This is a genomic window from Psychrobacillus sp. FSL K6-4046 (genome assembly GCF_038624605.1).
Classification (GTDB): domain Bacteria; phylum Bacillota; class Bacilli; order Bacillales_A; family Planococcaceae; genus Psychrobacillus.
This window is the reverse complement of record NZ_CP152020.1, coordinates 1638788-1651872: the sequence shown is the minus strand read 5'-3', so window position 1 is coordinate 1651872 and position 13085 is coordinate 1638788. Positions and strand designations below refer to the sequence as shown.

The following is a 13085-nucleotide window of genomic DNA, read 5'->3' as shown; positions in this document are numbered from 1 at the left end:
CTTGATTATTCTAAGAAATCTTTTAAACGTTTGCTTCTAGAAGGATGGCGTAATTTTCTTAATGCCTTCGCTTCAATTTGACGAATACGTTCACGAGTAACACCAAAAACTTTTCCTACTTCTTCAAGTGTTCTTGTACGACCATCATCTAAACCAAATCGTAAACGGAGTACATTTTCTTCACGGTCAGTTAAAGTGTCTAGTACATCTTCTAATTGCTCTTTAAGAAGCTCATATGCTGCATGATCCGATGGTGACTGTGCATCGGCATCTTCAATAAAATCACCTAAATGTGAATCATCTTCTTCTCCAATAGGTGTTTCTAAAGAAACAGGCTCTTGAGCAATTTTCAAGATTTCACGAACTTTTTCTGCTGGAAGATCCATTTCTTCTCCGATTTCTTCTGGAGAAGGCTCACGGCCTAAGTCTTGAAGTAATTGACGTTGCACACGAATCAGTTTGTTAATTGTTTCGACCATATGCACTGGTATACGAATAGTTCTTGCTTGGTCTGCAATTGCACGAGTTATGGCCTGGCGAATCCACCAAGTTGCATACGTACTGAATTTAAAACCTTTTCTGTGATCGAATTTCTCTACTGCTTTAATAAGACCCATATTTCCTTCTTGAATTAAATCTAAGAAAAGCATACCACGACCAACGTATCGCTTCGCAATACTTACAACTAAACGTAGATTCGCCTCTGCTAGACGCTTTCTCGCTTCTTCATCACCTTGCTCTATTCTTTCAGCAAGTGCAATTTCCTCTGATGCCTTTAAAAGGTCTACTCGACCAATTTCTTTTAAGTACATGCGTACAGGATCATTGATTTTAACACCTGGGGGAACACTTAAATCATTAAGGTCAAAAGTTTCTTCTTCCTTACCCTTCATCAAACGATCTAAATCTTCCTCATCTCCAGCTTTACGCCCAAGTTCAATACCCTTGCCTTCTAGCTGATCAATGAATTCCTCGATTTGATCTGATTCTAAATCGAAAGACGCTAATTTATCTGCTATATCATGATAAGTTACCTCACCATTCTTTTTACCTAACTCAATCAGTTGTTTCTTTGCTTCTAATAATGATAATTCGATGTCCGTTTCTTTTGTACGTTCAGACTTGTCCGCCATAAGAATTCCTCCTTTTACTACCGGATGATTATTGAAAATTTACTAAAGATTTTTTTAACTGAATGGCCTCTTGTGCCAGTTGGAGCGCTTTAGTTATATCCGTCATTTTTTCAGCCTCTTTAGCTTCATGTAACTTTTGCCCAATTTGCTGCTCTATCCGGTATTTTCTAATATGGCGCAAACAGTCCATGACTTCTTCAGTTTCATGTTCTGGATCACGTTCTGAGAGCGCAGCTTCCATTACTATTTTCCTTAATTCACCGTCGTTTAATACTTCTAAAAACCGTTGATAGTCACCTTCCGGATAATCTTCGTAATACCCCATCAAACGAACGTACGCAGCTTCGTATGCGTCCCTTATAAAACATGGGCCATCACTTATAGTTCTAATTGCAATGTCAATTACCTGCGGATTATGGAGCATATGTGCTAATAAAATTCTTTCTGCTCTTTCATCAGCTGAAAGAGTTCGTTTCTTTTTAGGCAGCTCTTGAGGAGCAGCTAAAGGAATGGAATTGTTGCTATGATTACTACTTTTAGTGTCTCTTGCTTTTTTCCCCTGTATTTTCCGTAAATGTTGATAGATAGCTTCTTCGGATACATTTGTTTCCTGAGAAAGCTGTCGAACATACAGATCCCTTTCTACAGAAGAGTTTCTCTCACTCAGTATTTCCAATATTTCTTGAATATACTGAAGGGTATCATTTTCGTTATTAAAATTCTTATCTCTTTTGGAAACAATCATCATAAATGAAAGATAAGAATGGGGCTTTTCAATAATTTTCTCCTTAAAAGCTTCTTCCCCATAATTCTTAATATAATCATCTGGATCCATGGCATCCGGAATAATCGCAACCTCTGTCTGAATATTTTGCCCTTGTAAAGAGATTGCTGCTCTTTTTGCTGCTTCCATCCCTGCCTTGTCTCCATCGAAACAAAGGGTAACATTGGAGGTTAATCTATTCAGCTTGGTTATATGTTGAGACGTTAATGCTGTTCCCATTGTTGCAACACCATTTGTTATACCCGCTTTAGACGCCGATATAACATCTAAAAAGCCTTCAAAAATAACCACGTTGCGTTTTTTCCTAATGTCTAGTCGCGCTTTATCTAAGTTATAGAGTATCTGGCTTTTTTGAAACATAGGGGATTCAGGACTATTTAAATATTTGGCTTCATTTTCTTTCTTACCAAGAATCCTTCCAGAGAACGCAACTACATGGCCAGTTTCGTCGAAAACAGGAAACATAATTCTTCCACGAAAGCGGTCAAAATACTTCAATTCATTTTCTTTTCTAATAATAAGTCCAGTTTTCTCAATTTCTTGCAAATCCATACCTTTTCTCTCTAATAAGGTAGTTAGGGCATCCCAGCTAGGCAATGACCATCCTATTTTATACTTTTCGATGAGTTCGGTAGAAAACCCTCTTTCTTGTAAGTAATGTAATGCATTTTCTCCTTCCTCCGTGTGAAGTAAAAGATGATGAAAATATTCGCTAGCAAATTCATGCGCTTTTTTCATAAGAGATACTTCTTTGGAGACCGGTGCTTTCTCTTCAGAAACTTCGGTTGCCTTATGTTCAATCTGCATTCCAAGACGGCTACCTAATTTACTAACAGCTTCATGGAATGAGAGATTCTCAATGTCCATTAAAAACGTAATTACATTTCCACCAGCTCCACAGCCAAAGCAATGAAAAATTTGCTTTTCTTGAGTGACAGAAAAAGATGGGGTTTGTTCACCATGAAATGGACAGAGACCGAAAAAGTTTCTACCTCTTTTTGTAAGCTGAACAAATTCACTAATTACATCAACTATGTCTGTATTATTTCTAACTTGTTCGATTACTTCTTCTTCTATACGATTCATGAATTCACCATCTTTACTTACTACTTAGTATTAATTCGAGAGACTTAAGAAAAATCCTGCAAGAATCGACAAAATATTTACATGATAATACGAAAAATTTCTTTTTTCCACAAATAAATATTATAAAACATTTCAATATATTAATCTATACATTTAATTCGCTTTCGTACATAAAAAAACCTTTTCACAATTGTGAATCGGTCCAAAATTTCAAATTATTTTTGTTGAATTTGAGTTATTACTAGATTTGCTGTTTCTTCTACCGCTCGATTTGTCACATCAATAACCTTACAGCCAATTCTTTCTACCACTTTTTGAAAATGCGCAATTTCTTCATTAATACGTTCCACTTTGGCGTAAGAAGCATCATCTTTAAGACCAATTGCGATTAGTCTTTCTCTTCTAATGGAGTTTAATTTGTCAGGAGTAATGATAAGACCGAAGCATTTCGAAGGATCTATTTGGAAAAGTTCTTCTGGCGGCTCTACTTCTGGTACTAATGGTACGTTGGCAACCTTATACCGTTTGTTTGCCAAGTATTGCGATAAAGGTGTTTTAGAAGTGCGGGAGACACCTATTAGTACAATATCCGCCTGCAATAACCCTCTTGGATCTCTACCATCGTCATATTTTACAGCAAACTCTACTGCTTCAATTTTTTTAAAGTAATCTTCATCCAGCTTTCGAACGAGACCAGGCTCTTCAAAAGATTTTTCATCTAGTTTCTTTTCGAGTAGATTAATTACAGGGCCGATAAGATCTACACACTCTAAGTCATATTCTTTGCAATACTTAACAATAGCTTCTCTCATTTCCTGTTGAACTAATGTATATAAGATACTTGCATTCTGGTCTTTAGCTAAAGCAGTAATTTCTTTTATATGATCCAAAGAATCGATATGGGTAAATCTTTTTAGTTTGGTATGCTGCAGACCTGGTCTAAATTGGCTTACTGCAGCTCTAGCTACTAGCTCGCCAGTTTCCCCAATGGAGTCTGAGACAATAAATAGGTTTAACATTTTCATTCTTTCACTCCTCATAAATCATGGTCATCAGCTAAAGATAAGAAGGCACGTGTAATATTTGTTTTAGTTATTCTTCCAACAATCTCTAGACCGTCTTTCGACTCTTTTACTACCGGTAACGAATCTATTTGCCGACTCATTAATTTATTAGCTACCTCAATTAATGTATCTTCCTTCAGACAATACGTAATATTTGGCATCCTAGTCATAATCATATGTACCGGCATTTTGGTTAAGTCTTGGTTTCCGATACTTGTTCGTAAAAAGTCTTTCCTAGAAAGCACACCGGATAATACTGATTTTTTATCAACGACAAACAAAGAGCCAACATCCTCTAAAAACATATGGCATATTGCATCGTAAACCGACATACTTTCTTCTACAACAACGGGGATAGACTGAAAATCCTTTACGAGCATTTGTGCAATGCTATCAGAGATTGCCTGACTGGTTTTCTTACCTGAGTAAAAATAACCTACACGAGGTCGAGCATCCAGAAAGCCAGCCATCGTTAATATCGCAAGATCAGGTCTTAGAGTTGACCTAGTCAGATTAAGTCGTTCTGCAATTTGTTCACCAGTAATAGGTCCATTCCCTTTTACAATGTCCAAAATTTCGACTTGCCGTTTGTTGAGTTCGATTGGACTCACCGCCTCAAAGTTTATACTTAGTTATACTTATTCTAAATAATTATATACCATTATCCATCACATTGCTAAATAAAGAAGCATATGATACAATCATCAATAATATTAAAGCGTTGAAGAGCATTATAAGTACTGTAACATAAAGCGAGTGGTGACAGTGAAAGACCACATCTACAGGAAACGGCAGCTTGGAGCTTAAGTTTTTAAAGAGGGTTGTCATACATACAACCAATCGGGGTGGAACCGCGGGTTATAAACTCGTCCCCGGGCTATTGAGGCCCGGAGACGAGTTTTTTTGTTTCATTTTTTCTTTAAAAGCTTTTATCAAAATGGAGGTATGTCAAATGGAATTTTCAATGGAAAATGTAGTAAGTTTAGCAAAACAAAGAGGCTTTGTATTCCCTGGCTCTGAAATTTATGGAGGTTTGGCAAATACATGGGATTACGGTCCACTTGGAGTAGAGCTTAAAAACAACGTAAAAAAAGCTTGGTGGAAAAAATTTGTACAAGAGTCACCATATAATGTAGGTTTAGATGCTGCTATTCTTATGAACCCAAAAACATGGGTCGCTTCAGGTCATATTGGTAACTTCAATGATCCAATGATCGACTGTAAAAAATGTAAATCACGTCACCGAGTGGATAAAATCATCGAGGATGCATTAGATAAAAAAGGAATTGAAATGGTAATCGATGGCCTTTCCTTTGAGAAAATGGAAGAAATCATGAAGGAGCATAATGTAGTTTGTCCTTCTTGTGGTGCATATGATTACACGGAAATTCGTCAATTTAACTTGATGTTCAAAACGTTCCAAGGTGTAACGGAATCTTCTACGAACGAAATCTTTTTACGTCCAGAAACAGCACAAGGTATTTTTGTAAACTATAAAAATGTACAGCGTTCTATGCGTAAAAAAATGCCATTCGGTATTGCCCAAGTAGGAAAAAGTTTCCGAAATGAAATCACTCCTGGTAACTTCACTTTCCGTACGAGAGAATTTGAACAAATGGAGCTAGAGTTTTTCTGTAAACCTGGTGAAGACATGGAATGGTTTGAGTTCTGGCGCAATTATTGCCGCGAATGGCTACTTAACTTAGGTGTTTCGGAGAATAGCATTCGTTTAAGAGACCACTCTGACGACGAACTTTCGCATTACTCGAATGCAACAACAGACATTGAATATAAATTCCCATTCGGTTGGGGTGAACTATGGGGTATTGCCGATAGAACTGACTTCGATTTGAAGCAGCATATGGAACACTCTGGTGAAGATTTCAATTATATCGACCCAGTAACCAATGAAAGATATGTACCATATTGCATCGAGCCATCTCTAGGTGCTGACCGTGTAACATTGGCATTCTTATGCGAGGCTTATGACGTGGAGCAGCTAGAAGGCGACGACCAACGAACAGTTTTACGCTTCCACCCTGCTCTAGCTCCGGTAAAAGCAGCGATCTTGCCTTTATCGAAGAAGCTATCTGAAGGTGCAACTGCTTTATTCTCTGACCTTAGCAAGCATTTCATGGTGGACTATGATGAGTCTCAATCGATTGGTAAACGTTACCGTCGCCAAGATGAAATCGGTACACCATTCTGTATCACGTATGACTTTGATTCCGAAACGGACGGTCAAGTTACAGTGCGTCATCGTGATTCAATGGAACAAACAAGAATGCCTATTTCAGAAGTAAAAGCTTATATTGAAGAGCAAATACAATTTTAATTAGAAGTATATTAATTTAAGCCTGCCTGCAAAACAAATCCAATTTCGGATACAATTTGCAGGCTTTTTTTGTTTATATTTTTTCCCAAAACGTATGCCACTGAAAAAGGGATAGAACACTACCGTATTAAATCAGATGATGGAAAACATGTTATCAAAGGTTTGTATCATATCCAAAATGATTAAAAAATTGGATAAATCGTTTTAATGAGGTAGCGTCAAAATATCTTGATAATTACCTAGCTTGGTTCTTATTCGTAGATGACCATAATAATGAAAGTACAAAACACAATATCAAAGAATTTCTATTGACATCTTTTATTTTTGAAATGACAGAAACCTATCAAAGTTTACGTTTATCGAAATACAATCTGTAATGCTCGTTTAGTTGTTAGGAATTTCATCCGGCAACGAGACTTACAGCGTTGGCCGAAATAAAATTACCAATCATCGCTTTGGGTATGATCTGGTTCATTTTCAAAGTTTCATTTGAATGAAACTATAATGTCAATGGAACGTATAAGAAGTACAACTTTAGAAATATGCTTAGAGAGGATATTTTCAATGCATACATATACATATCAATTGCCGTTAACAAAAGCGAGTACGAAAGCTATTCATATTTTTAATGCTGAACATGAACCTATATATACAATGAAACGAACTTATAAAACAATTTTCCATCAACTCTTTGATGCGTGGATTGGTAAATTTAAATTAATCTGTGAATATGAAGGTAGAAATCAAAATGGAGATGTTATTGTAAAATCAGGAGTTAAGCACGCCTTAATTAAACGTTCAGAGTCGATTTTAATAATGAAATCTGATGTAATTCGAGCACAAATTGAACTTGGGGATATGATTACACCAACTTACAATATAGAGAGTAAGAATCTTCAAATGAAGGTAAAAATAGACTTTAATAGATTCGTTCAATTTTATGAAAACGGCACCGTTATAGCGAAAATACAACTTAATTTCTTAAATAATAAAGAGAGCGAGTTAGTCATAGATGAACTAGCAACCATTCAATGTCCACTATTTTATACGATATACGCTCAAATGTTTTATTTTGTAGGTGAATACTAAAGGTTTATAGAGGGAGTTATTTAACTGGAGCGAATAAAGTATACAAAATAAACCTAATAAACGTTCCCAAATGCAAGTTTGGGGACAATATAAAGGCGCAATCGTTGATTCAACAGCGTTTCTCGCACTTTTTTTGAACATTTTAAAAAACCAACAATTAAATTTAACAGAGCCTTTCCAATAAAAAAACTCATTCGGAATTATTCTTCCGAATGAGAATCTTTTTTAGGCTGGAAAAACTCAGGTGTTTTTTCCATTTGGTCTAGAAACCCTTGAGATTTTAAACGAACTCCAACCTGCTCATTGTATATGGTACGGACGATTTTTTTTATAAAGCCCTTCGTCTCTTTTTTCAAAGTTAGCTTACCAACCTGGTCAATAGGAACAGTATAAAATGTTCGGATTAACTTCACCTGTGAGGGTGTTAAACGAATTAAATAAGGGTCAATTGTAAAACATCGATGACATAAAAAACCGATTTGAGCAAAAGAGAATGCAAATTCCCCATCTGTTGCTCCACAATTGGCACACTGATGAAGTACCGGATATATTCCAGCTACGGATAACATCTTCCACTCAACAAACAAGCTAATGGCTTCTGGATCATAGCCCTCTGATATTGCCTCTAATGCTTGCTGTAAAATTGTAAACACATGCGGTTTAGGAGATTCATCATCAATTAGTTTATCTACTAGCTCCATAATAAAACTAGCATAAGCTGTAGTAAAAATATCTTCTCGAATAACACGCATCGAGTCAATTATTTCACCTTGTTGAAGAGACCCCATCCCTCTCCCTTGTTGTATTAAAAAATAAGCATACGTAAAAGGCTGGGAGATTGAAGACAGACGGCTAGTTGGCTTTTTAGCTCCACGAGCCATCGCAGCCCTTTTACCAAGCTCTCGAGAGAATATAGTTACTACTTTATCTGTTTCTCCGTAGGAGGAGGTTCGTAAGACAATCCCTTCTACTTTTTGAAGCAAAAGCCTTCCCTTCCTTCTATGCTTCCTCTATATTAATATTCGTCTTCTCTAAATCCATAATCTTTTAGGTGGGCAGATTTATTGCGCCAATCCTTTTGAACCTTCACCCAAAGTTCTAGGAATACTTTAGTTCCTAAAAGCATTTCAATATCATGACGAGCTCTTGTCCCAACTTCTTTTAGAAGTGCACCTCTTTTACCGATTACAATACCTTTTTGAGAATCACGTTCTACAATAATAGTAGCCATAACACGGATCATATCTTTATCTGTATCTTCTTCTTTTTTTATCTTGTCAATTACAACTGCAATTGAGTGTGGTATTTCTTCTCTAGTCAAGTGCAATACTTTCTCACGGATCAGTTCAGAGATGATAAATCTCTCTGGGTGGTCAGTTACTTGGTCCGCTGGATAATATTGTGGACCTTCCGGTAAATATGATTGGATTGTTTCTAATAGTCTTTCTACATTATTACCTTGAAGAGCAGAAATAGGAACGATTTCAGCAAAGTCATATTTATCTTTATAAGACTCAATTATTCCGATTAAATCATCTGGATGTACTTGGTCTATTTTATTGATCACTAAAAATACTGGAGTTTCGTTTTTTTCTAAGAGATCAATGATAAATTCATCACCTTTACCTCTTGGCTCTGTAGCATTTACCATAAATATAATTACATCTACTTCACGTAGCGTATTTTTTGCAACTTTTAACATAAAGTCACCTAATTTATGCTTAGGCTTATGAATACCCGGGGTATCAATAAAAATCATTTGACTTTGATCTAAAGTAAGAACTCCTTGTACCTTGTTGCGAGTCGTTTGTGGCTTATCACTCATTATTGCTATCTTTTGCCCTATTACACGGTTTAGAAATGTAGATTTACCTACATTTGGTCGTCCGATTATTGATATGAATCCTGATTTATATCCTTCATTGTTTTGCAGCATAATTTAAATCCTCCGTTGTAAAAGCTCCAGGCAATAATTCTGATACCGTCGTTTCTGTTACATTTCCTTTTAAGTTTGTTAAATATACGGGCATATTAGGCTCGCAGAACTCCGCTAAAACTTGTCTACATGCTCCGCATGGTGAAATTGGTCCATCTGTATCTCCAGCGATAGCTATTGCTGTAAAGTCTTTTATACCTTCTGACACAGCTTTAAAAACGGCAGTTCGCTCCGCACAGTTTGTTAACCCAAAAGATGCATTTTCAATATTACAGCCTAATATAACTTCTCCACTTTTAGTAAGTAAAGCTGCTCCCACAGGAAATTTGGAATACGGAACGTATGCTTTTTCCATGGCTGTGATAGATGCTTTTAGTAATTCTTCTTTCTTCATATAAAATCACACCTTTAAAATAAGATTACCGACCATTTCGGTATGAATATAATTAAACCTACTATTACTGTGCAGAGCGCATAGATTAGACATGCGCCTGCAGCAAGATCCTTAGCCTGTTTGGCTAAAGGATGGAAGTCCGGAGAAGCAAGGTCTACAATTCTTTCTACGGACGTATTAACTAATTCTATCATGAACATCCCAAAAATGAGCATAACAACGATTATCCACTCCCATTTAGAGAGGCCAGTTAATAAACTTGCAAGGAATACTATACCTGCAGCAAGCAAATGTAGCCGGAAATTCTGCTCTGTCTTTATAGCATGTATAACTCCCTGTGTAGCATAGACAAAGGACTTCCCAAACTTATGAAAGTTCATGGCCTTCACGCTTCAAACCAAACTCCTGCAAAATTTTCTCCTGTAGACCAAACATTTCTTTTTCTTCTTCTTCTGTCCCATGATCATACCCTAATAGGTGTAAAAAACCATGGACGGCTAAAAAAGCAAGCTCGCGTTCAAAGGTATGCCCGTATGCTTGCGCTTGTTCAATCGTACGTTCTACAGAAATAATGATATCTCCAAGCAATGTGGGTATGTCAGCGTCTTTAATTTTTATTTCCCCTTCACCCATTTCTTCCATAGCAAAAGATATTACATCTGTAGGCATATCTTTGTTCCGATAATTTTTATTGATTTCTTGAATTTGATCATTTGTAACAAACGTAACACTTACTTCGCTCTCATTTTTTACATTCAATTGCCCTGCTGCAGATTGGAGTACTTTTTCTACTAGTGCAATAGCTTCTTTAGTTAAAGTATTTGTTTCGTCCATTAAATCTAGTTCTAACATATTATTGACTCCTTACTATTTATTTAGGGTATTCTATTCTCGAATGAAATGTGCCATTCATAGTAGAGCAGAAGCTTTCTTCAATTTTCTTTATTTCTTTGAATGATAAGTCGCATTCGTCTAATTGTCCATCAATTACCTTATCTTTAATAATGGATTTAATCAGACTGTGGATTTTCTCTCCATTTGGTTCCTTCATGGACCTTACAGCAGCTTCTACGCTATCTGCAATTGAAATAATTGCAATTTCTTTCGTCTGTGGCTTTGGCCCAGGATATCTATAGGACTCCTCAGTAGTATTAGGATTACTTTCTTTCGCTTTATAATAAAAGAATTTCAACAAACTAGTGCCGTGGTGCTGTTCCGCCACATCTACGATTTCTTTCGGCAGCTTATGTTTCTTTAAAATATTTGCCCCATCTGTTGCATGAGAAATAATAATATCCCTGCTAGCTTCTGGAGAAAGGTTATCATGTGGATTATAGCCGTTCACTTGGTTTTCTATAAAGAACCCAGGTCGATTGGTTTTTCCGATATCATGATAATAACATCCAACTCTAGCTAGCAAGCCATTCGCTCCGATTGCCTCACAAGCTGCTTCTGCTAAGTTTGCCACCATCAGACTGTGATGATACGTACCTGGGGTTTCAGTTAAAATTTTCTTAAGTAATGGATGATTTGGGTTAGAAAGTTCTATGAGCCTCATTGTGGATAAGATTCCAAAAAGCGACTCAAAGAAAGGCAAAATACCAAGTGTAAGAGCCCCGGATAATATACCAGATATTAATGCAGCGCCAATATAGAAAGCTACATCAACAAACTCATAAGTTGTCTTTGTCATTAACAGATAAAATAAGATAAACGTTAAATTTATAGACGCAACAATTAAGCTTGAACGTAAAATTTGAGAATTATTGTACATACGCTGTACGGCAAAAACCCCTGCTATACCACCAAAGAGTATGTATAAAGCAACTTCCATTTGAAAGATATTCGTATATCCTTCTTGAAAAATAATCCCTGCATAGGCCGCTACGACAAAGCTAGATATAAAAGCCGCTCTTTCATTGACTAGAATATAAACTAACATGGATACCATTGCAGTAGGAAACAAAAATGCAATAACAACATCAAAATTGTACGCTACTGATTGTAGCACTTTCATCATCAAGACGGATACAATAACACTAAAAGCCACAACAATCAGATTTTTCACGTTGATAACATTAGGGTCTTTGAAACGAATGGTTTGTCCGAAAAGCACCCACATTGTCATCAATACAAAAAGAGCTACACCTATATATTGTTTATAAGATGATTTATCAGTCAGCATTCCTAATAGCTCTAGTTGACGATACACATCTTTACTGACAATTTCCCCTTTTTGAACGAGTATTTGACCTTGTAATATTCTAGTTGGTTCAACGCTAGCTCTAGCTTGTTCCATGCGTAGCTCCGTTAGTTCATCGTTTTTTGTTTCTGTAGCTATAATGGAGCCCCGAGCAATAGATACTAAAACGCTCATAAAATTATCTGGATAATTAAAAGTAGTTCGGACTTTCTGAACAACCTTATCTCTTTCTGTACCTAAATTTTCATTCCTAATCGGTTCACTTAATGTTTCTTCTACTAGGATCGGAAGCTTTTCTTTAACATCATTTATAGTTGCTATGTTTTGACTTAATAATATACTCAGTGCATCGTCAGTTAACGGTACAAAGCTAGCATTTTCTGCTAGAACGTTCATTTCTTTTTTTAGTCTTTGAAGACTATCTGTTGCTGCTTCAGGCTCATCACTTGTGATAGATTGCTTAATCTCTATTACACTATCGAAAATAGACTCAATGATAGTCGCCTGATTTTCAGCTGTTTCATCCTGAAATTGATAGACGGGATTTACTTCTGAAGCAGCCTGGTCTTTTTCTTCTTCAGTTTTTATTGGGTCTTCCATCGTTTTAACTGAACGGATGGTTTCAGGTGCTAAGTTCATTAAAGATATATCATATGTATTTTCTTGCACGCTTCCCTTAACCAATAGAAACATACTTATGGAAGTTAGAAGGATAATAATTAAAGGGAGATATTTACTTTCTCGCCATTTTCTCCACTTGATCATTAAAGACTTCATCCTATCATCCCCTCGTCTACTATTCTCTTTATTATACCTTATATTTTCAAAATTTGACCAATTTATCTGAAATGACTGGTTTATAGTTAGAATGATGACGTTATCTGGCGGTAATTGGTTCATGTTCTATGCGAGGAAAATAAAAAACCTTAAAAATTCTACGATGAGATAAAGTTTTCGGGGCTTCTATTCCAATTATATGGTTGTTTTCCTTTTGGTAGGATACTTCCCTAGGGGCACGCCTTCCAAATTTTCGTGGCTTTTGCTCCTGCTTTGGTTTGGAG

12 protein-coding genes and 1 pseudogene are annotated in these 13085 nt (G+C 36.3%); 3 read left to right on the top strand and 10 right to left on the bottom strand.

Going from position 1 to position 13085, the window contains the following annotated elements:
• Positions 1-5: 5 nt before the first annotated feature.
• From rpoD to MKY09_RS08045, 4 genes are all read right to left on the bottom strand, one after another.
• The gene (gene rpoD, locus MKY09_RS08060) at positions 6-1133 is read right to left on the bottom strand and encodes an RNA polymerase sigma factor RpoD (protein WP_169358075.1); all 1128 of its coding nucleotides are present in this window, start codon (positions 1131-1133) and stop codon (positions 6-8) included.
• Positions 1134-1161: 28 nt separating this feature from the next.
• Entirely contained in the window at positions 1162-3003 is a 1842-nt protein-coding gene (gene dnaG / locus MKY09_RS08055; RefSeq protein ID WP_342568026.1) for a DNA primase, read from the bottom strand.
• Positions 3004-3218: 215 nt separating this feature from the next.
• Complete coding sequence (locus MKY09_RS08050; RefSeq protein ID WP_169358073.1) at positions 3219-4028, bottom strand: pyruvate, water dikinase regulatory protein; 810 nt, start codon at positions 4026-4028, stop codon at positions 3219-3221.
• 11 nt (positions 4029-4039) lie between these two features.
• On the bottom strand, positions 4040-4678 hold the full coding sequence (locus tag MKY09_RS08045) for a helix-turn-helix transcriptional regulator (RefSeq protein WP_169358072.1): 639 nt from the start codon (positions 4676-4678) through the stop codon (positions 4040-4042).
• 341 nt (positions 4679-5019) lie between these two features.
• On the opposite strand from MKY09_RS08045, the gene MKY09_RS08040 reads away from it, so the two are divergent.
• From MKY09_RS08040 to MKY09_RS08030, 3 genes and pseudogenes are all read left to right on the top strand, one after another.
• Positions 5020-6402: a glycine--tRNA ligase gene (locus tag MKY09_RS08040; protein WP_342568025.1), complete on the top strand. Its 1383-nt coding sequence runs from the start codon at positions 5020-5022 to the stop codon at positions 6400-6402.
• Positions 6403-6489: 87 nt separating this feature from the next.
• Positions 6490-6779 (top strand): annotated as a pseudogene (locus MKY09_RS08035) (IS1595 family transposase); the annotation flags it as partial.
• A gap of 187 nt (positions 6780-6966) precedes the next feature.
• Positions 6967-7491, top strand: coding sequence for a hypothetical protein (locus MKY09_RS08030; RefSeq protein WP_342568024.1), 525 nt, complete (start codon positions 6967-6969; stop codon positions 7489-7491).
• A gap of 200 nt (positions 7492-7691) precedes the next feature.
• Here MKY09_RS08030 and recO read toward each other — a convergent pair whose 3' ends face one another.
• From recO to MKY09_RS08000, 6 genes are read right to left on the bottom strand one after another with little or no spacing between them, the layout of a single operon-like run.
• Complete coding sequence (gene recO / locus MKY09_RS08025) at positions 7692-8474, bottom strand: DNA repair protein RecO (RefSeq protein WP_169358070.1); 783 nt, start codon at positions 8472-8474, stop codon at positions 7692-7694.
• Between the two features lie 32 nt (positions 8475-8506).
• Positions 8507-9427, bottom strand: coding sequence for a GTPase Era (gene era, locus MKY09_RS08020; protein ID WP_251555575.1), 921 nt, complete (start codon positions 9425-9427; stop codon positions 8507-8509).
• Positions 9411-9821 (bottom strand): cytidine deaminase, encoded by a 411-nt coding sequence (locus MKY09_RS08015; protein ID WP_169358068.1) that lies wholly within the window; start codon positions 9819-9821, stop codon positions 9411-9413. Before MKY09_RS08015 ends, era begins: the two co-directional genes overlap by 17 nt.
• A gap of 14 nt (positions 9822-9835) precedes the next feature.
• Positions 9836-10201: a diacylglycerol kinase family protein gene (locus MKY09_RS08010; RefSeq protein WP_298472930.1), complete on the bottom strand. Its 366-nt coding sequence runs from the start codon at positions 10199-10201 to the stop codon at positions 9836-9838.
• A complete protein-coding gene (gene ybeY / locus MKY09_RS08005; RefSeq protein WP_298472855.1) occupies positions 10188-10673 on the bottom strand; it encodes an rRNA maturation RNase YbeY in 486 nt (161 codons plus the stop codon). Before ybeY ends, MKY09_RS08010 begins: the two co-directional genes overlap by 14 nt.
• 19 nt (positions 10674-10692) lie before the next feature.
• Positions 10693-12801, bottom strand: a complete 2109-nt coding sequence (locus MKY09_RS08000) for an HD family phosphohydrolase (RefSeq protein ID WP_298472858.1) — start codon at positions 12799-12801, stop codon at positions 10693-10695.
• Positions 12802-13085 lie beyond the last annotated feature (284 nt).